At 63.3% G+C, this 19825-nt stretch carries 17 protein-coding genes; 6 read left to right on the plus strand and 11 right to left on the minus strand.

Annotated elements, in window-relative coordinates:
• Nucleotides 1-8 precede the first annotated feature (8 nt).
• The 8 genes from AC097A_RS02325 to polA form a co-directional block, all read right to left on the minus strand.
• On the minus strand, nt 9-1226 hold the full coding sequence (locus AC097A_RS02325) for an efflux RND transporter periplasmic adaptor subunit (RefSeq protein ID WP_479619592.1): 1218 nt from the start codon (nt 1224-1226) through the stop codon (nt 9-11).
• 41 nt (nt 1227-1267) lie between these two features.
• Nucleotides 1268-2683, minus strand: a complete 1416-nt coding sequence (locus AC097A_RS02330; protein WP_479619593.1) for an efflux transporter outer membrane subunit — start codon at nt 2681-2683, stop codon at nt 1268-1270.
• Nucleotides 2684-2733: 50 nt separating this feature from the next.
• Nucleotides 2734-3453: a CerR family C-terminal domain-containing protein gene (locus AC097A_RS02335; RefSeq protein WP_479619594.1), complete on the minus strand. Its 720-nt coding sequence runs from the start codon at nt 3451-3453 to the stop codon at nt 2734-2736.
• A gap of 82 nt (nt 3454-3535) precedes the next feature.
• Complete coding sequence (locus AC097A_RS02340; RefSeq protein WP_479619595.1) at nt 3536-3913, minus strand: hypothetical protein; 378 nt, start codon at nt 3911-3913, stop codon at nt 3536-3538.
• 24 nt (nt 3914-3937) lie between these two features.
• On the minus strand, nt 3938-4765 hold the full coding sequence (locus AC097A_RS02345; protein ID WP_479619596.1) for a ZIP family metal transporter: 828 nt from the start codon (nt 4763-4765) through the stop codon (nt 3938-3940).
• Nucleotides 4762-5637 (minus strand): dienelactone hydrolase family protein, encoded by an 876-nt coding sequence (locus AC097A_RS02350; protein ID WP_201740801.1) that lies wholly within the window; start codon nt 5635-5637, stop codon nt 4762-4764. The genes AC097A_RS02345 and AC097A_RS02350 overlap by 4 nt, the downstream gene beginning before the upstream one ends.
• A gap of 121 nt (nt 5638-5758) precedes the next feature.
• On the minus strand, nt 5759-7564 hold the full coding sequence (locus AC097A_RS02355) for a methyl-accepting chemotaxis protein (RefSeq protein WP_479619597.1): 1806 nt from the start codon (nt 7562-7564) through the stop codon (nt 5759-5761).
• A gap of 69 nt (nt 7565-7633) precedes the next feature.
• Entirely contained in the window at nt 7634-10450 is a 2817-nt protein-coding gene (gene polA / locus AC097A_RS02360; RefSeq protein ID WP_479619598.1) for a DNA polymerase I, read from the minus strand.
• Nucleotides 10451-10612: 162 nt separating this feature from the next.
• On the opposite strand from polA, the gene AC097A_RS02365 reads away from it, so the two are divergent.
• Genes AC097A_RS02365 through AC097A_RS02375 form a run of 3 tightly spaced genes read left to right on the plus strand, consistent with a single transcriptional unit; the run spans nt 10613 to nt 13139 of the window.
• Nucleotides 10613-11608, plus strand: a complete 996-nt coding sequence (locus AC097A_RS02365) for a homoserine kinase (RefSeq protein WP_479619599.1) — start codon at nt 10613-10615, stop codon at nt 11606-11608.
• On the plus strand, nt 11605-12384 hold the full coding sequence (locus AC097A_RS02370) for a BPSS1780 family membrane protein (RefSeq protein WP_479619600.1): 780 nt from the start codon (nt 11605-11607) through the stop codon (nt 12382-12384). Before AC097A_RS02365 ends, AC097A_RS02370 begins: the two co-directional genes overlap by 4 nt.
• Nucleotides 12381-13139: a FecR family protein gene (locus tag AC097A_RS02375; RefSeq protein ID WP_479619601.1), complete on the plus strand. Its 759-nt coding sequence runs from the start codon at nt 12381-12383 to the stop codon at nt 13137-13139. The genes AC097A_RS02370 and AC097A_RS02375 overlap by 4 nt, the downstream gene beginning before the upstream one ends.
• 27 nt (nt 13140-13166) lie before the next feature.
• On the opposite strand, the gene AC097A_RS02380 is transcribed toward AC097A_RS02375, so the two are convergent.
• A complete protein-coding gene (locus tag AC097A_RS02380) occupies nt 13167-13625 on the minus strand; it encodes a tetratricopeptide repeat protein (RefSeq protein ID WP_479619602.1) in 459 nt (152 codons plus the stop codon).
• A gap of 136 nt (nt 13626-13761) precedes the next feature.
• On the opposite strand from AC097A_RS02380, the gene AC097A_RS02385 reads away from it, so the two are divergent.
• Entirely contained in the window at nt 13762-15978 is a 2217-nt protein-coding gene (locus AC097A_RS02385) for a PhoX family protein (RefSeq protein ID WP_479619603.1), read from the plus strand.
• 119 nt (nt 15979-16097) lie between these two features.
• Here the strand turns inward: AC097A_RS02385 and AC097A_RS02390 are convergent, their stop codons facing one another.
• A complete protein-coding gene (locus tag AC097A_RS02390) occupies nt 16098-17975 on the minus strand; it encodes a serine/threonine protein kinase (RefSeq protein WP_479619604.1) in 1878 nt (625 codons plus the stop codon).
• Between the two features lie 164 nt (nt 17976-18139).
• On the opposite strand from AC097A_RS02390, the gene AC097A_RS02395 reads away from it, so the two are divergent.
• On the plus strand, nt 18140-18778 hold the full coding sequence (locus AC097A_RS02395) for a choice-of-anchor C family protein (protein ID WP_479619605.1): 639 nt from the start codon (nt 18140-18142) through the stop codon (nt 18776-18778).
• 20 nt (nt 18779-18798) lie between these two features.
• Nucleotides 18799-19437, plus strand: coding sequence for a choice-of-anchor C family protein (locus AC097A_RS02400; RefSeq protein WP_479619606.1), 639 nt, complete (start codon nt 18799-18801; stop codon nt 19435-19437).
• A gap of 55 nt (nt 19438-19492) precedes the next feature.
• On the opposite strand, the gene AC097A_RS02405 is transcribed toward AC097A_RS02400, so the two are convergent.
• Nucleotides 19493-19807, minus strand: a complete 315-nt coding sequence (locus AC097A_RS02405) for an antibiotic biosynthesis monooxygenase family protein (protein WP_479620187.1) — start codon at nt 19805-19807, stop codon at nt 19493-19495.
• Between the last annotated feature and the right edge of the window lie 18 nt (nt 19808-19825).

Below are 19825 nucleotides of genomic sequence, written 5' to 3' on the forward strand. Positions count from 1 at the left end.
TTTGCTCCTTATTTAGTAGCTGCTTGCGCAGTATTGGCGGGCACCACAGCCTCTTTTGGCTTGGAAACCGCCTTGGGCGCCTCCACCACCTTGACCAGGTCACCTTCGCTCAGGAAGCTGCCACCGGTGGCCACCAGCTTGTCCTCGGGCTTCACGCCGCTTTGCACTTCAATCTGGTCGCCAACCACACGGCCGGTCTGTACCTTGAGCTGGGCAATGCGGTTGTCCGCACCCACGCGGTACACATAACTGAAGCCATCGCGCACCACCACCGCGGTCTGCGGCACGGTCAGCGCACCAGAGCTGCCGAGTTCGAATTCACCGCGCGCATACATGCCGGGTTTGAACGCGCCCGGCGCGGCCTTGGCACCCACCGCAGCGCCCGTCAGGTCCACATACACCGTGCCGTTGCGGGTGGCAGCGTCCACCGTGGGCGCAAGCATGCGCACCCGGCCCTTGAGCTGCGCGCCGCTGGGCGAGGTGACCAATACGTTGGTGCCCACGGTAATGCGGCCCAGTTCGGCCGAGGTCACTTCACCGCGCCACTCCAGGCGGCTCTGGCGGATCAGCTTGAACATCTCGGTACCCGCGCCCACCACGGAGCCGACCGAAGCGGTGCGTGAGGAAATAGTGCCGCTGTCGGGGGCCAGCAGTTGGGTGTGCTTGAGACGCAGCAGCTGCGAATCGAGCTGGGCCTTGGCCGACTCCACGCGCGCCTTGGCGGTGAGTTCGGCGGTGAGGTACTGGTTGACCTGCTGGGCGCTCAAGGCGCCGGTGCCCTGCACGGCACGGGCACGGTCGGCGTTAGCCAGGGCTTCGGCCGCATTGGCCTGCGCTTCAGACACCGCGGCGCGGGCCAGCGCTACATCGGCCTGCACACTCTCGGCAGCAAAGGTGGCCAGCACCTGGCCGCGTTGCACGTGGTCGCCCACGGCGGCGTGCAGCTCCTGCACACGCAAGCCACTCACCTCGGTCCCCACGCTGGCTTCTTGCCAGGCGGCCACGCTGCCATTGGCGGCCAGCTTGATGGGCAACATGCCGCTCTGCGCCTGGGTAGTGACCACGGTGAGCGAGGGCTTGGTGGCGGTGCTGGCACCGGGTTTGGCCTCATCAGCCGCCTGGCTGCGTGTGGCAAACAGGCCCAGGCCGGCCAGGGTGAGCAGACCCGCAGCCATCAGGCCCAGGGGTAGCGGTTGGAAAGAGAGGCGGTTCAAAAGACGGTTCATGGTGAGGTCTCGCTAAAAATCAATCAGACAAAAAGTGGAATTCAGTTGGCAGGCTCAAAACCGCCACCCAGGGCGCGGTACAGCGCGACCCAGGCGCGGTTGCGCTCCAGGGCCAGGGACAGCTGGGCCGACTGGGAGGCCAGCGCCGAGCGGCGGGCGTCTTCCAGTTCCACCAGGTTGGCCAGGCCCTGGCCATAACGCGACTGCGTGGCCGCCAGCGATTCGGCATAACCCTGGGTGGACACCTCGGAGTCCTGCTTGCGCGCATCGGTGCTTTGCAGGTTGACCAGGGCTTCTTCCACCTCGCGCACGGCCTGGCGCACCTTGGCGCGGTACACGGCCACGGCCTGGGTGTAGCTGGCCTCGGCAGCCACCACATTGGCCTTGCGCGCACCGCCGTCAAAGATCGGCAGGGTCAGCGCCAGCGGGCCAAAAGACCAGGTGTCCAGGTTCGTCTCGGTGCCCATGCTGCTGTAACGCAGGGCGCCCACATTGCCGCTCAAGGTCAGGCGCGGATAACGCTGGGCCTTGGCGCTGCCCACCTGGGCACTGGCCACCACCACATCGCGCTCGGCGGCGAATACGTCGGGGCGCTGGGTGAGCGTCTGGGCCGGCACACTTGCTATCGAAAGAGGAGCTGCTTGCGCAGGTTTGGCAAGGGCTAGGGCCAGTTTTTTCTTCAAATCTGCTTCGGCTACACCGGTCAGTGCCACCAGGGCTTTGGTGTCAATCTCGCAGGCCGCAGCTTGCTGCGTCACACGGCTGCTGCCATCGGCCGCGCTGGCGCGGGCCAGGGCCGACACCGACGGTGCGGTGAAGCCGGCCTTGGCGCTGATGTCGGCCAGGCGCGCTGTTTCCTGGCGCGAGGCCGCGTCTTTGCGGGCCACGTCCAGCAGCTGGTAGCAGGTGGACAGGCTGTAGTAGGTGTTGGCCACTTCGGCGGCTACGGCCACGCGGGCATCGTGCCACTGGGCCTGGGTGCCTTGCAGCTGGGCGTCGGCGGCTTTGCTCACGGCGCGGTTGGCCCCCACCAGGTCCAGCTCCCAGGCGGCTTGCAGGCCGATGGTTTGGGTGGTGGCGACGGGCACATTGGGCTGGCTCACGCCACGGCTGGCCGCCACCGAGGCATCCACCTTGGGCAACAAGGCCGCACTGGCGGTGGTGCGCTGGGCGCGGGCCGACTCCACCCGGGCCATGGCCTGCGCCACCGAGGGGCTCACCGCTTGCGCGGCTTCGATCAGCTCCACCAGCACGGGGTCGCCCTGCTGCTGCCACCACTGGGCCAAACTGCCCACGGTGCCCTGGTGCGGCAAGGGCGCCTGCCACTGCGCGGTGACCGGGGCGTCCACCTGGGTGGCGGGCATGGTGATGGCGCAGCCGGAGAGTGCGAGCACACACGCCGACAAAACCAAACCAGAGAGGTGGCGGGGCGTGCCGCGCGAAGCAAGGAGTTGCATGGGGGTGCGTGGGTGCAAATGAAGTGCCATGGGGGTAGAGAAAGGTCGGGTTACGGTAAAGCGGCGGTGGACGACAGGGCCTGGCGGTGGCGCGCTTCGCCCTCCACCATGGACAAGGCTGCTACCAGCATGTGTTCGGCGTAGGCGTCAATCGCCGCAGGCGAGCCAATCAGCGCGGGGCGGATGGCCTGGATCACGTCGCTGCCCACATGCAAGATCATGCCCAGCCCGACGATGGAGAAGGCCAGGCGGTGCACATCGTCGTCGGCCTGTGTGACACCCAGATGGCGGCACAACATCTGCACCAGCGCCATGTGGGCGGGTTTGATGTTGTCGTCAATCTCGGCCTGCCACAGGCCGGTGGGCTCCAGCATCTCGCGGATGTGCAGCTTCATGCAGTTCTGCATGGCCACGCCGTTTTTCATGGGTTCGGTGAAGGTGTCCAGCATGGCACGCAGCGAATCCGCCAAACTTTGGTCGGGGTGGTCGATGCTGGCAGGCTCCACACTGGGGTTGCTGCGCGGGTCGGTGAACACGGCGCGGTACAGGCCGGCCTTGTCGCCAAAGTAATAACTGATGGAGGCCACATTGACCTGGGCGGCCAGGGCGATTTCGCGTGTGGACGTCTTGGCAAACCCCTTGTCGGCAAACAGCACCAGCGCCGCATCGAGCAAGCGGGTACGGGCCTCCTGGCCATCGCTGCGCAGCGGTTTGGGCGTGGCGCTGCCCGCGGGAAGTGCGCTGGTTTCAGAATTCGGGGCAAGGGACATGCCGCGGATTCTAGCCAAATAAATCAAACGATTGATTTAACTAGACTCAAAAACCCTGTTTGAAAACCGGGATTTTGCTGTTTCAGCAGGCGTAGGACTCGCGAAACCGGGGCTCCGCCACAAAGCGGCATTGCCATGCCTGTGCGGTGAGCTGCAGAACCGCGCCATTGGCAAAACGCAGATGGAGTTCGGTAAGGCCCTGTCCACCACCGGGCAGCGGCAAATGCGCGAGCGGCTGGCCCGCCGGGCTAAGGCGCCCTTCGGCGATGCGGCCCAAGGCGTGTGTGTCGTACTGCTGCACGTTGGCCTGCTCCAGGTCCAGCGCCACAACCAGGGCATAGCCCCAGCTGGAGGGCGCGCCCAGGGCCCGTGCCGTCACGGCAGAAAGGTGCAAACACACCCGCTCCCCCTGCTGCTGCACCTCGGCCAGCTCACTGTCTGCCAGTTGCCATTGCCACATCAGCAACCTGCGTATCGGTGTGCGCTAGTGCGCGTGGGCCAGGCCGCTGACCAGCGTGACCAGGGCAATGCCGGCCAACAGCCAGGCGATCTGCGCCGTGGTTTCGCGCGCGCTCAGGCGTTTTTGTAGCTGCGGAATCAGGTCGGCCAGTGCCACATAAATGAAGCTGCTGGACGCCACCACCAGAAAAAACGGCAGGTAGTCCTGCAACTGATCCACCAGCCAATAACCGGTGAACCCGCCAATGGCGGTGACGGCACCAGCCAAGGACACCTTGGTCAGCGCTGCGCGGCGGCTGGCGGTGCCAGCCCGCAGCACCACCAGGTCGCCCATGTGGTGCGGCACCTCATGGGCCAGCACGGCCAGCGAGGCAATCACGCCCAGGCGCATGTCCGCCATAAATGCCGAGGCGATCAACACCCCATCGCCAAAACAATGCACGCTGTCCCCCGCCAACACCGCCCAGGCGCCGGCCGGGCGATTGGTTGCGGCATGCGCATGGCCGTGGTGATGGTGGTCGTGTGCCCCATGCCCATGGTCGTGGTCCGCCGGGCCTGCGTCTGCCGCGTGGTGGTGGTGCTCATGGCCGTGGTGCCACAGCTCGGCCTTGTCCAGCAAAAAGAAAAATACCAGCCCCACCAGCAGCACCAGAAACAGGTCCCGCGCACCGGCCTGACTCTCAAAGGCCTCGGGCAACAGGTGCATGAAGGCCGTGGCCATCAAGGCCCCGGCCGCCAGGCTCAACATGTGCTGGGTGTAGCGCCCCAGGGCGCCAAAACTCAGGGCGGCGGCCAGCCACACACTTCCAATGCCGGCCGCCAGGGTTCCCATCAAGATTGCAATCAGCGTCAAGCCACACCCTTCGCTTTGAACCAGGCCAGCGCGCGCGCAAAACCGTCCTCTGCCGCATCTTTGCGGAAGCTGGGGCGGTAGTCAGCATGGAAGGCGTGGGGCGCCGTGGGGTACACCACAAACTCGGAAGCCTGCGCCGCCGCATTGCCCTTGGCCGCGGCCAACGCATCCTTCATTTCATTCACGGTGGTCAGCGGAATGCCGCCGTCCTGGCCGCCGTACAGGCCGAGGACAGGTGCTTTCAGCGAAGCGGCCAGTTCCACCGGGTGTTTGGGATTCACTGCGTTGCTGGCACCGACCAAACGGCCATACCAGGCCACACCGGCTTTGACGTTTTTGTTGTACGCGGCATACAACCAGGTAATGCGACCACCCCAGCAGAAACCGGTGACAGCAACTTTCTTGACGTTCCCCCCGTTTTCACCAGCCCAGGCTATCGCCGCATCCAGATCGCCCATGACCTGGTCATCCGGTACCTTGGACACCACTTCAGCAATCAGCTTGCCAATGTCGGTGTACTTGGAAGCGTCACCCTGGCGGGCGAACAAATCGGGGGCAATGGCGAGATAACCGGCCTTGGCAAAACGACGGCAGGTGTCGGCGATGTATTCGTGCACACCAAAAATCTCTTGCACCACCAACACGATGGGCAGGTTCTTTTTGCCCTCCGGTGCGGCGTAATAAAAGGGCACCGTAAAACCATCCACATCAAAAATACCCTCTCCCGCGGCCAAACCGGTGGCAGGTGTCTTGATGGCGGTTTGCGCCATGATGGGCATAGCGGTGGCGGCATAACCCACGCCCAGCGCCGCCTTGAGGGCGGTACGGCGGGTGGCCCCGTCTTCGGTGGATTGACCGGGCAACAGGGACATCACTTCATTTTTCAAAGCATCGAGCACAGCATTCTCCTTGGGTTGAAACAGCGCAGCCCGCAGTGTAGGCACAAGCCTGATGCGGGTGCTGGCCGCGGGTCTTTGGCAGACCCTTGGCGTCTCAAAAAGTTTCCCAATCCTCGTCGCCACCGGCAGGCGTTACCCGGGTAGAGGTGTGGGGCACCACCTTGGCGGTGGTGTTGACAGGGGGCACCGGTTTTTTGGCGGCAGGCGCTTTGGCCGGGGCAGGTTTGGGCGACGCTGCCCGTGCGGCAGGACCGGCATCAGCCGCGCTGCGGCGCTCTGGCCCCTTGAAAGGCGGCACCTTGGGAGCCTGCGAACGCACCGGAACCGCCGCCAGCACCACCCCACGCTCAGAGGCAGCCCCCAACTTGAACACCGCCACCGCCTGTTTCATGCGGTCGGCCTGCTCACGCAGGCTCTCGGCCGCGGCGGCACTTTCTTCCACCAGTGCGGCGTTTTGCTGCGTCATCTGGTCTAGGTTGCCAATGGCTTGGTTGACACCGGCAATGCCAGCGCTCTGCTCGTTGGCGGCCGCCGTGATTTCCCCAATCACATCGGCCACGCGGCGCACGCTTTGCACAATCTCCTGCATGGTGGCGCCCGCGTCGGTCACCAGCTTGGTACCGGACTCAACCTTCTCGACCGAGGTGCTGATGAGGCCCTTGATTTCCTTGGCCGCTTCGGCGCTGCGCCCGGCCAGGCTGCGCACTTCGCTGGCCACCACCGCAAAACCACGGCCCTGCTCACCGGCACGCGCGGCTTCCACCGCCGCGTTCAGCGCCAGGATGTTGGTCTGGAAGGCAATGCCGTCGATCACACTGATGATGTCGGCGATCTTTTTGCTGCTGGCATCAATTTCCTGCATGGTGCTGACCACCTGGGTCACCACCTCGCCACCGCGCTGGGCCACGCTGGAGGCGCTGGCGGCCAGGCCGCTGGCTTGGCGGGCGTTGTCGGCACTTTGTTGCACGGTAATGGTCAGGCCGTCCATGCTGGAGGCGGTGGCCTGCAGGTTGCTGGAGGTTTGCTCGGTGCGCTGCGCCAGGTCGTTGTTGCCGGTAGCAATTTCGGCACTGGCAATGGCAATGTTGTCGGTGCTGCTGCGCACCTGCGACACCATGCTGGCCAGCGACTCGTTCATGGCGCGCAGCGACACCAGCAGGGTGCCAAATTCGTCGGCGCGGTTGGTGGAAATGACTGAGCTCAAGTCGCCCTGGGCAATACGCGCAGCCAGGTCATTGGCCTGGGCCAGGGGCTCACGGATGGAGCGCACCAGCCAGGCGGTGCCCGCAAAAATCATCGCAATGATCACGGACAGCCCCACCATGATGCCCATGCTGTTGGCACCGCGGCGGCGCTCGGTGGTTTCCTTGACCTCGTTGAGCTGCTTTTTCTGCAGTTCCACCATCTCCTTTTGGGCCCCGATGTAGGCGGCCATGGTCGGCAGGTACTGCGCATTCATGATCTTCAGGGCTTCTTCCGCGTTGCCCGCCGTCTTGGCGTCGCGGGCCTTGGTACGCAGGTCAATCACGGCCTTGCGCAGGTCCCCGATCTTCTTCATCTGCGCCTTGTCCGCCTCGGTGAGCGGCATGGCCTCAATCTTTTTCTGTAGTTCGCCAATCTGGGCACTGGTGGCGGTAATCGGGTCCTTGAACGAATCGTTCACCGCAGAACCTTCGGCCAGCATGATGGCCTGGTTGCGTGCCGCATTGGTCATGGTCAGGCCATTCCATTCGGTGGAGATTTGCACCAGCTCTTCCACCTGGGCCTGGTGCGCTCGCCCTTCCGCCAAAATGCTCGCGCTGCGCAGCAAGCCCACAATGGCCACCGCACAGATAGCGGCAATCACCAACACAATAAATGCCCACAGCTTGGTGGCAATCTTCAGTCCATTGAGTCCCATACGTCGACCTCTTTAGTTTAGTTATTCGCTACCGTGCGGCGGGTGGGCGCCGCCAGCACATCGTCTACCTTAATGCGCCTTGTCCCAATTAGGGCCAACCCCAACCTCGGCCAGCAGCGGGACCTTGAGCGCGGCTACCTCGGCCATGATGCGAGGGATCTCCGTCTTGAGCCAGTCCACCTCGGCGTCAGGCACTTCAAACACCAGTTCATCATGCACCTGCATGATCATTTTGGTCGCTTTATTCTGGCTGTCCAGCACCTGCTGCACCTTGACCATGCTCAACTTGATGAGGTCGGCCGCCGTACCCTGCATGGGCGCGTTGATGGCCGCACGCTCCAGCCCGGCCAGCAGTGCGCCTTTGGCGGTCTGGATGCCCGCCAGTTGCAGGCGCCGGCCAAACACGGTTTCCACATAACCCTGCTCTTTGGCCAGCGCGCGGGTGGACTCCATATAGAGCTTCACGCCGGGGTAACGCTCAAAATAACGCGCGATGTAGTTTTTGGCCGCGGTGTTGTCGATGCCCAGGTTGCGCGCCAAGCCAAACGCACTCATGCCATAGATCAGGCCGAAGTTGATGACCTTGGCGTAACGCCGCTGCTCGCTGCTTACCTGGTCTACCGGCACACCAAACACCTCGGCCGCAGTGGCACGGTGCACATCCAGGCCGTCATGGAAGGCGCGCAACAGCGCTGCGTCATCGCTGATGTGGGCCATGATGCGCAGCTCGATCTGGCTGTAATCGGCGCTGGCAATCACGCTGCCTGCAGGTGCCACAAACGCCTCGCGCACACGCCGCCCTTCCGCGGTGCGGATGGGAATGTTCTGCAGGTTGGGGTCGTTGCTACTCAGGCGCCCGGTCACCGCCACGGCCTGGGCGTAGTGTGTGTGCACACGGCCCGTGCGTGGCAGTGCCAGCAGCGCCAGTTTGTCGGTATAGGTGCCCTTGAGTTTGGCCAGCCCCCGGTGCTCCAGCAGCTTGGCGGGCAACGGGTAGTCCTCGGCCAATTTCTCCAGCACCTCTTCGTCGGTGCTGCGTGCGCCGGTGGCGGTCTTCTTGACCACCGGCATGCCCAGCTTGTCGAAGAAGATTTCGCCCAGTTGTTTGGGGCTGCTCAGGTTAAATGGCTGGCCGGCAATCTCGTAGGCCTCGGTCTCCAGCTGCAGGATGCGCTGGCCCAGTTCGTGGCTTTGTTTGGCCAGCGTGGGGGCGTCAATCAACACACCATTGCGTTCAATACGGTACAGCGCTTCGCTGCTGGCAATTTCCAGTTCGTAGATGAAGGTCAGCTTGGCGTCGGCAGCGAGTTGCGGCCATAACACCAGGTGCACATCCAGCGTCTGGTCCGAGTCTTCACACGAGTACTCGGAGGCCTTGGCAATCTCCACCTGGTCAAAACTGATCTGGTTGGCACCCTTGCCACACAGGTCTTCGAAGCTGATGCCGCTGCGGCCCAGGTGGCGCTCGGCCAGTCTGCTCAGACCGTGGGGCTTGTGCACTTCCAGCACATAACTCTGCAGCATGGTGTCATGCACATAACCCTGCACCTCAATGCCATGGTTGGCAAACACATGGCGGTCGTATTTGATGTGCTGGCCCAGCTTTTTGGCCTGCGGGTTTTCCAGCCAGGGTTTGAGTTTGGCCAGCACCTCTTCGCGGTTGAGCTGCTCGGGCGCATCGGGGTAACGGTGGGCGACCGGGATGTAGGCGGCATGGCCCACCGCCACACTGAAGCTGATGCCCACAATCTCTGCGCGCATTTCATCCAACGAGGTGGTCTCGGTGTCCAGCGCCACCAACTCTGCCACTTGCAGCTTGGCCAGCCAGGCGTCAAAGGACTCCCAGGTCAGCACGGTGTCGTAGTTCAGGTTGCTGGCGCGGGGGGCTGATTCCTGCGCAGGGTCGGCCGGCTCATCAAACAGCCCGGGGGCAGCGGCCGACGCTTTAGGTGCCTTGGGCGCCTTGGCCGCGGGCGCAGGGGCCTCACCAGCACTGGCGGCACCGGCGGCTTTGGCCAGGCCCTTGAAGCCATATTTCTCATAAAAAGTGACCAAAGCCCCCGTATTCTCTGCGCCAACAGCTATCGAATCCATAGCAGGAAGGCCGGGCAACCAGTCCTTCAAATCACAATCGGTTTTGATGGTGAGCAGCGCACGGCCCGTGGGCAGCCAGTCCAGCGTCTTGCGCAGGTTCTCACCCACCACGCCGCCAATCTTGTCCGCGTTCTCCACCACGGCCTGCAGCGAGCCGTATTCCAGCAGCCACTTCACGGCGGTCTTGGGGCCTACCTTGGGCACGCCAGGCACGTTGTCCACGGTGTCACCCACCAGGTTCTGGTAGTCCAGCATCAGGTGGGCGGGTATGCCGAACTCGGCCTGCACCCCGGCCAGGTCGCGGCGTTTGCCGTTCATGGTGTCGATGATGGTGATGCGCTCGTTAACCAGCTGCGCCAAATCTTTGTCACCGCTGCTCACGATCACCTCGATGTCCTGCTGCGCGGCCATCACGGCCAGCGTGCCAATCACATCGTCGGCCTCCACACCGGGCACGTCCAGCACGGTCCAGCCCAGGTGGCGCACGACCTCGTGGATGGGCGCGATCTGGCTGCGCAGATCGTCGGGCATGGGGTCGCGGTGGGCCTTGTACTCGGGGTAGATGGCGTCGCGGAAGGTGGGGCCCTTGGCGTCGAACACGCAGGCCACGTAGTCGGCCGGCACTTCCTTGCGCAGGCTGTTCATCATGTTGATCATGATGCGGATGGCGCCGGTCTTTTGCACCGTGCCATCGGGCAGCGTGATGCTCATGGTCTCGCCGCCAGCAAAGAAGGCGCGGTACAGGTAGCTGGAACCATCGACCAGCAGCAGGGTTTTACGGGGTTCGCTCATGCATGTATTGTGCCCCCACGCAAGTACTGATAGCCCCCACGCTCCGCCGCTGCGCGGGTCGCTGCCCCCCAAGGGGGCTAATTTTGCTTGGGGCGGCCCGGCGCAAAATTGGCCTTCGCCCGCAGCGACTGTGCGAGTGGCCTGCCCCCTACAATTGCGCCCATGGCGGTTTATACAGAGGTCTCGCTCGACGAGGCCAGCACTTTCCTCACATCCCTCAAGCTCGGCAACCTTCAAACCCTGGAAGGCTGCGCGGGGGGCATTGAAAACACCAATTACTTTGTCACCACCGACCAGGCGCCTTATGTGCTGACCCTGTTCGAGCGGCTCAGTGCGGAGCAGTTGCCGTTTTACCTGCGGCTCATGAAGCACCTGGCCTTCCACGGCATTCCCGTGCCCGACCCCGCTGCCAACCGCGATGGCGATGTGCTGCACAGCCTGAACGGCAAACCCGCGGCCGTGGTGAACCGCCTGAAAGGCAAAAGCGAATTGGCCCCGGGTGTGGAACACTGCCGCCAGGTGGGCGCCACGCTGGCGCGCATGCACCTGGCCGGGCGCGACTTCAGCATGCAGCAACCCAATCTGCGCGGCCTGTCCTGGTGGAATGAGACCGTGCCCGTGGTGCTGCCGCACCTGGAACCCGCACAGGCCCAGCTGCTGCAGGCCGAAATGGCTTACCAAAACCACATTGCCGAGGGCAGCGCCTACACCGGCCTGCCGCGTGGCGCTATCCACGCCGACCTGTTCCGCGACAACGTGATGTTTGACCGCGTGGATGGCGCCCCGGTGCTGAGCGGTTTTTTTGACTTCTACTTTGCCGGCACCGATGCCTGGCTGTTTGACCTGGCCGTGTGCCTGAACGACTGGTGTATTGACCTGCCCACCGGCGTGGCCGACCTGGAACGCTCGGCCGCGTTTGTGCAGGCCTACACCAGCGTGCGCCCGCTGACCCCGCAAGAGCGCGAACTGCTGCCCGCCCTGCTGCGCGCCGGCGCCCTGCGTTTCTGGATCTCCCGCCTTTGGGATTGGTATTTGCCGCGAGAAGCTTCCATGCTCAAACCCCATGACCCCACCCACTTTGAGCGTGTGCTGCGCCAGCGTGTGGCCCAGCCCCTGACCCTGGCCCAGCTGGAACAGAACGCGGCGGTGGCCGCATGAAGCTGCGCATGGTGCCGGCCCGCCAGGGAGCCACGTGGGTGAAGATGGGTGTGCGCACCTTCTTCAAGCAGCCCTTGGCCCTCACGGGTTTGTTTTTCCTGTTTATGGCGGCCATGTCGGTACTGAGCCTGGTGCCAGTGCTGGGCAGCGTGATTGCGCTGGCCCTGCTGCCCGCCGCCACACTGGGCCTGATGGCCGCCACCCAGGAAGCCAGCAAAGGCAAGTTCCCCATGCCCACGGTGCTGGTCAGCGCCTTCCGCGCCGGGCGCCAGCAGCTGCGCGGCATGTTGGTGCTGGGCGGGCTCTACGCGCTGGGTTTTTTGCTGGTCATGGGCCTGTCGGCGCTGGTGGACGGTGGGCAGTTTGCCCGCCTGTACCTGGTGGGCGGTGAACTGAGTGCCGAGCTGCTGATGCAAAGCGACTTTGAGGCGGCCGCCCTGGTCGCCATGGCGCTGTACCTGCCTTTGTCGCTGCTATTTTGGCATGCCCCGGCCCTGGTGCACTGGCATGGCATTTCGCCCTTGAAAAGCCTGTTCTTCAGCCTGGTGGCCTGTGGGCGGAACTTCTGGGCCTTCACGGTGTTCGGACTGACCTGGATGGCGGCCTTTCTGGGCATGGGTCTGGTGGTGGCAGTCATCTCCGCACTGCTGGGCAGCCCGCAGTTGGTGGGTGCCATACTGCTGCCAGCAGGTATGGCCATGGCAGCCATGTTTTTTACCTCGCTTTATTTCACGTTTGACGACTCGTTTGAAGTCAGCACAGGAGACCCCGCATGACCCAGCACACCCTTGACGGCCGCAGCGACAGCGAAGTTCTGTGGTTCCAGCGCCGCGGCTTTTTGCAGGCCGCCGCCGCCTGGACCAGCATGGGTGGTTTTACCGCCGCCCACGCCCAGTCGCGCAGCAACGTGGTGGAGCTGGTGGGTGATGCCACCGTGAATGGCCGCCGGCTGCTGACCCAGCAAGGTGTGCAAAGTGGCGATGAAATTGTGACCGGCCCAGACTCGCGCCTGGTGTTTGTGATTGGCAACTCCGCCTTCCATGTGCGCCAAAACTCGCGCATGACCGTGGAGCGTGGTGCCAGCCTCAATGCAGTGAGCCTGTTGCGCCTGGTCACGGGTGCCGTGGTCAGCGTGTGGGGCAAGGGCAGCAACCGCCAGATCGTCACCCCCACCATGACGGCCGGTATCCGCGGCACGGGTGTCTACACCGAGATTTTTGAAAACCAGGGCGGGCGCAGCTACTTCTGCAACTGTTATGGCACGGTGGACATGTCGTCCGGCCGCGACAAAACCGTGAGCCGCGCCAACTACCACCAGGCCTTCTGGGGTGAAGTGCAGCCCAAGGATGGGCGCAGCCTGACCCCGGCCAAAGCCCTGAACCACACCGACGAAGAGCTGGAGTTTTTGGCCCAACTGGTGGACCAACGCACCGCCTGGCAGGTGCTGGGCCGCAAGGGTGTGAAAGACGGCAAGGGTTACATGGACGAAAAACCCGACCAGCCCCACCCGGCTGAAAAGCTGATTTCCTGAGCTGTTAAACCGCAGTGCCCTGGCGCGTCAGGGCTTGGCCTTGCGGTAGGCCGCCAAGGCGTGGGCCAGATCCAGATATTCCTCGCACACGCGGTTGCCGCAGATTTGCTCCAGCGCTGCCAGATGGTGTTCCGCCATCTCGGGCTTGTGGTCCAGGAGATAGGCTTCACCAATGTACTCGTGCGCGCCCTTGTGCTGTGGGTTGAGCTGCAAGGCGATTTTGTAATGCTCAAACGCCTGGGCAAGGTCAGGCTGGCTTTGCTTGCGGTAGGCGTAGGCCAGCAGGTTGTGGGCATCGGCATGGCCGGGTTCGTCCGCAATCACTTTTCCCGTTTCATATTTGGCAATGCGCCAGTCGGACTTGGCGATCGCCTCCCGCGCAGCTTTCATGCGTTGGTTCAGGGTCGGTACATTCATGACCGGCACATCCGCGGCCTGGCATACGCCGGCACAGAGAAGCACCCACAGCAACAGTTGTGTCTTCATGGTTCGCCTGCAAAAAAAGATGAAAGAGTGTGCAATGTAGCGGCTCTGCAATACCCGAGCGTCCACCCCACTTGTCACACAGCTGAAACATCACCGCCGCATGCTACGAGGGCTTGTTTAACTTGAGGCCCCTTGCATGACCGACACCACCCGCTCCTCCAGCGACATCTTCAACAACGAAGACTCCAACACCACTGCCAACCCGCATATCGACCACATCATGACCGCCCGCCTGAACCGCCGCGGTTTGCTGCTGGGCGGTATGGGTGCAGCTGCCACGTCACTCTTCGGCGCGGGCGCCCTGACTGGCTGTGCCACGGCATCGACCAGCGCCGGCACCGCCGCCGCCATGAGCGCCCCCCTGAGCACCTTGGGCTTTGCCGCTGTGGGCAAGAGCCTGGCCGACAAAGTGGTGGTGCCCGCTGGTTACAACGTGCAGGTGATCTACGCGCTGGGTGACCCGCTGAAGGCCGGCACCGCCGCCTTCAAGAACGACGGCACCGATACCGACTGGGACAACCGCGCCGGTGACCACCATGACGGCATGGAGTACTTTGGCCTGGACGCCAGCGGCAAACCTTCTGCCAACGGCATCACACGCGGCCTGTTGGCCGTGAACCACGAAGCCACCACCGACCAGAAACTCAGCTCCTTCTTCATCCACAGCAACGGTGGCACCTCCACCCTGCCCCGCCCTGCGTCGGAAGTGGACAAAGAACTCGCCATCCACGGCCTGTCCGTGGTGGAAGTGGCTGCACAAAACGGCCAGTGGACCTACAAACCGGGCTCCAACTACAACCGCCGCATCACCACCATGACCGAGGTGCTGATCAGCGGCCCCGCCAAGGGCAGCGAACACCTGGTCACCCAGTTCAGCCCCGACGCCACCCGCGCGCGCGGCACACTGAACAACTGCGGCACCGGTAAAACACCCTGGGGCACCTTTGTGTCGGGCGAGGAAAACTGGTTTGGTTATTTCCACCGCGATGCCAAAGACGACGACCGCCGTGGCAAAAAAGACAAACAAGTGGCCGGCCTGGTGCGTTACGGCCGCCCCGCCGGTGCCGCCAGCCGCCACGGCTGGGAGAGCGCAGGCAGCGACGACAAGTTTGTGCGCTGGAACAATGGCGCCCTGGCTGCCAACGCCAAAGCCGACTACCGCAACGAGATGAACACCTTCGGTTTTGTGGTGGAAATGGACGCCTACGACGGCAGCCAGCCCGTGCGCAAGCGCACCGGCCTGGGCCGTTTTGCCCACGAAAGCGTGAGTTTTGCCAAGGCCGTGTCCGGCCAGCCCATCGTGGCCTACATGGGTGACGACTCACGCGGCGAATACATGTACAAGTTTGTGTCCGCCGCCAAGTGGGACGCCGCCGATGCCAACGCCAGCAACCGCATGGCCGTGGGTGACAAGTACCTGGACAAGGGCACGCTGTTTGTGGCCAGCTTCAAGGACGACGGCACTGGTACCTGGATTGAGCTGTCCATGAACAACCCCGTCGTGGCCGCCAACCCTGATTTCGAATTCAAATCCGATGCCGACGTGGCCATCTTCACCCGCCTGGCGGCCGATGGCGTGAGCGCCACCAAGATGGACCGCCCTGAGTGGGGTGGCATCAACCCCCGCACCGGCGACTTCTACATGACGCTGACCAACAACAGCAACCGCACAGTAGACGGCGACATGGGTGCCGACGCGGCCAACCCACGCGTCTACAGCGACATGAAGGGCAACAAGGAAAGCAAGGGCAACGTGCACGGCCACATCATCCGTGTGGCCCAGGCCAACCCGGCCGACACTGCATTCAAGTGGGACATCTACCTGTTTGCGTCCGAAGCCGATGCCGACAAATCCAAGGTAAACCTGTCCAACCTGACCGACGAAAACGACATGTCCGCTCCCGACGGTTTGGCCTTCAGCCAGGCCACCGGCCTGTGCTGGATCCAGACCGACGACGGCGCCTACACCGACAAGACCAACTGCATGTTGCTGGCCGGCATCCCCGGTAAGGTGGGTGACGGCGGCAAGAAGACCTTGAGCTACAAACGCCCCGATGGCAGCGAAAAACGCATCGACACCTACATGGGCAAGTCCCAGTCGCCCGACATCCTCAAGCGCTTTTTGGTCGGCCCGGTGGACTGCGAAATCACCGGCCTGTGCGAAACCCCGGATGGCAAAGCGATGTTCATCAACATCCAGCACCCCGGTGAAACCACCCCCATGGCCGAGGTGAACAACCCTGCCAAGTACACCAGCCAGTGGCCTGCCAACGCCGGTTACGGTGCCGGCCAGCGCCCCCGCTCGGCCACCATCGTCATTACCAAAAAAGACGGCGGTGTGATCGGTAGCTAAACCCCTTGCCACGCCCTGCGGGGCGGCAAGACCAGCGGGTTGCAGTAATGCAACCCGCTATTTTTTTGATAGCTGCTTGCGCAGTATCCACGAGGGCTAGGGCCCTATTTGACTTTAAATCAGAGCGTGGGCTTGAGTTTGAGGCAGCTGTTCTCGGGGATGCGCTTGGCACCGGCTTTGCTGCGGGCATCGTCATCGGCCTCGCAGGCGAAGAGCAGGCCGTAGTACATGCGGCGCCAGTAGACATCGTCGCCGGGCGCGTCTTTCTGCAGGTTGGCAATGAAGACAGTTTCCACTTGGCGCAGCACGTCTTTGCGCTGGGCCAGGCTCCAGTCCTGCTTGAGGGGCTGCTCCAGAAACAGGCGTTCCAACTCAGGCACATCGCGGCTGTGACCCCACAGCGTGGGGCTGGAGGCCAGCACTACTTTTTCATTCAACACCACGCGGATCAGCATGGAGCGGTAGAGACATTCCCGCGCGTTGCGGTGAAAGGAGTCCGCACTGGCCTTGAGCGTGACCAGCTGGTTGGCAATGACAGAGGGCGACATGTATTTCACAGCGCGCACGCGTTGCTCTAGCTGGGCGACCGTCATACGGATCATGGGGCTGTCGTCGTACACACTCAGCTGCGGGCACTCGGGCATTTCGCCGGAAGATCGCGCCGGGGCGGCTGGCTCCTCACTGTCCGGCTCTGCCGTCTGGCGAGCCACTGCAGGCGCAGCTTGCGCGGTCGTGGGACCCGGGCGTGGCTGGGTGGCAGACGCGGCTGGATTGGCCGGGCGCGTACCTGGTATGTCGGGTGGTGGCACGGGTAGGGTCGCAGGCCTGGGCACCGATGCCACCGCAGCGGCAGCAGGTGCCTGCACCGGCGCACTGGTGGCGGGCACCACCGCGACCACTGGCTGCTCCGGTGCCGCGGCCACGGGTGGGCGCCGATCCAACGCCACCCACAAAGCCGTGGCTGCAAGGCCTACGGCCAACGCGCCCACCAGCACCGCCAACCAGACGCTGGCACGCATTTGCAAAAAGGTTTTGCGCCCAGGGCGTGGCAGTTGCACGGGCTCGCGCACGTCGCTGCCGGAGGCCTCCGGGCTTTGGGCAAAACTGGGGCGCGAACGGCGCCGCACGGGGACCGACTGGCCCCACCACTGCGGCGCATGCAAGGCCTTGAGCTCGGTCACCAGCGCCTGCATGGTCTGGATACGCTCGGCCGGGTCTTTGGCACAGGCCTGGGCGATCAGCGCGTCCAGCGCCGGGTAGTCGCGCAAGGGCTGCACGTCACGCAGCAGCGGTACCGGGTCGTTGAGCTGGGCCCACAGCAGCTGCGAGGTGTTGTCGCGGTCAAAGGCTTCGCGCCCGCTGAGTGCCTCGAACAACACCAGACCCAACGCGTACACATCGGTGCGCGCGTCCACCGTTCCGGCGCTGATTTGTTCGGGCGCCATGTAGCGTGGCGTGCCGGCCACCCCGCCCTCCATCGTCAGGCGCGTGGCCATCTCGTCCATCACGCGGGCAATGCCAAAGTCCAGCACCTTCACATGCCAGCCGGCCAGGTCGCGCCGCACGCGGATGTTCTCGGGTTTGATGTCACGGTGCACCACGCCCTTGGCATGCGCAAAGGCCAGGGTTTCGGCCACCTTGCAGGCAATCTCTTGCGCATCGGCAAAGGCCAGCGCGCCTTCGCGGTCCAGCAGGGTGGAGAGGTCATCCCCCTCCACATACTCAAAGGCCAGGTAGAGGTGCCCGTCCTCGTCCACCCCCGTGTCCAGCAACTGCGCCGCACCGGGGTGGCTCACCTCCAGCGTCAGCGCCGCTTCGCGCTCAAAACGCTTGCGCAGCTGCGGGTCGTCGGACAAATGCGCCGGCAAAAACTTGAGCGCCACCTGCTTGCCCACCCCCAGCTGCTTGGCCAGGTACACCGCGCCCATGCCCCCGCTGCCAATCTTGCGCAACAACTGGTAGCGCCCCGCCACTACCTGCAGGGAGGGGCGGGACAAAGAATGGGCAGAAGGCGAGGAATCTCGGGACATGGGCAGGCAGGACTATAGAGGAGCGTTGCACCTAGTCCGGACGGACTATGGCCGACCGGGGGTAAACCCTGGAGAATCCTGCAAGTGTGCAAAGCCTATGCGGCTCTGCCCTATCAAATACAGGGATGGTTATGAAAATTTCTAAGCAATGGTTGGCCGGTATGGCTTTGGTGGCGCTCTCTCCGTTTGCCGCAGCAGCGCCCAATCTGATCACCAACGGCAGTTTTGAATCCAATGGTGCGGACTTCACCAACGGCGGCTTTACCACCTTTGCCGCCGGTTCTAGCGCTCTGACTGGCTGGAACATCACCGCAGGCAGCGTGGACCTGATCAAGTCGCATTGGCAACCCTCTCAAGGCAATTACAGCCTGGACCTGAGCGGTGGATCTGACGGCACCATTGCCCAGAGCTTTGCCACGGTGATTGGCCAGAAATACGTGGTGTCCTTCGACATGGCAGGCAACCCAGACGACACCGACGCCTTGAAGTACTTGCAAGTGGGCCTGAGCCAGCAACCGATCTACACCTTCGACACCACTGGTAAGAGCCGTGCTGACATGGGCTGGACTACCAAGAGTTTTGTGTTCCAGGCTGTCAGCACCCAAAGCACCCTGCACTTTGCAGGCCTGCAGGACTCTCCCTACGGTGTGGCGCTGGACAACATCTCGGTGTCCGCAGTGCCAGAACCCGAAACCTTCGCCATGCTGCTGGCCGGTCTGGGGCTGATTGGTGCTGCAGCACGCCGCAAGCGCCAAGCTGCGGCCCAGTGAACTGAACAAGGGAATACACAATGCAAAAAATTCACGCTCTCACACTGGCCGTTGCCCTGCTGGCAGGCGCTACCCAAGCCAATGCCACCAATTTGGTTGCCAACGGCGGCTTTGAATCCCAAACCGTGCTGAACACCGGCGCGGGTTTTGACACCTTCAACAGCATCTCCCAAGGCTTGACTGGGTGGACCGTGAACCTGCGTACCGTGGACTTGGTGAGCAACGCTTACTGGACCGCCGCATCGGGCAACAACAGCTTGGACCTCAATGGCCTGGGCAAAGGTGTGATCTCCCAGGTACTGAGCACCGTGGTTGGCCAGGTCTACACCCTCTCCTTCGAATTGGCTGGTAACCCCGTTGCTGGCCCAGCGATCAAAGGTCTGTCAGTGAACTTGGGCCCTATCGGCCTCTACAGCTTTGACACCACAGGCCACTCCACGACCAACATGGGTTGGACCCGCTACACCACGCAGTTTGCTGCGGTCAGCACCAGCACCACTCTGAGTTTTGCCAGCCAAGTCAGCGGCCCGGCCGGACCAGCACTGGACAATATTTCTGTGAGTGCCGTGCCAGAACCTGAAACCTATGCCCTGCTGCTGGCAGGCTTGGGATTGATGGGCACTGTGGCACGTCGCCGTCAGTTGCGCAAAGCCGCCTGATTCGTCATCGCTGCGGTACAAGGCCTGTCGTTGACAGGCCTTTTTTATTGGCCACTCACAGCGCGTAATCGCGCTCCACCCGCGCAATGCGGGTCTTGAAGGCGGCGTACCATTTTTCGTGGCCTAGTTTTTGGGCCACCTGGTGCTCGGCGTTGGCCTTCCAGGCGCGGATGGATTCGAGGTCCGCCCAGTACGACACCGTGATGCCCAAGCCATCGCGCGCGGACTCCACGCCCAAGAAGCCCGGTTGCTGCGCGGCCAGCGCCACCATCTTCTCGGCCATGTCGCCATACCCCTCGTCCACAGCGGTGCGCAGATTGGTGAAGATGACCGCGTAATAGGGCGCGGGCGGAGTGTTGGCAATTTCCAGGCTCATGGGCGGTGCTTT

The organism is Rhodoferax sp. XS2R6 (genome assembly GCF_056521365.1).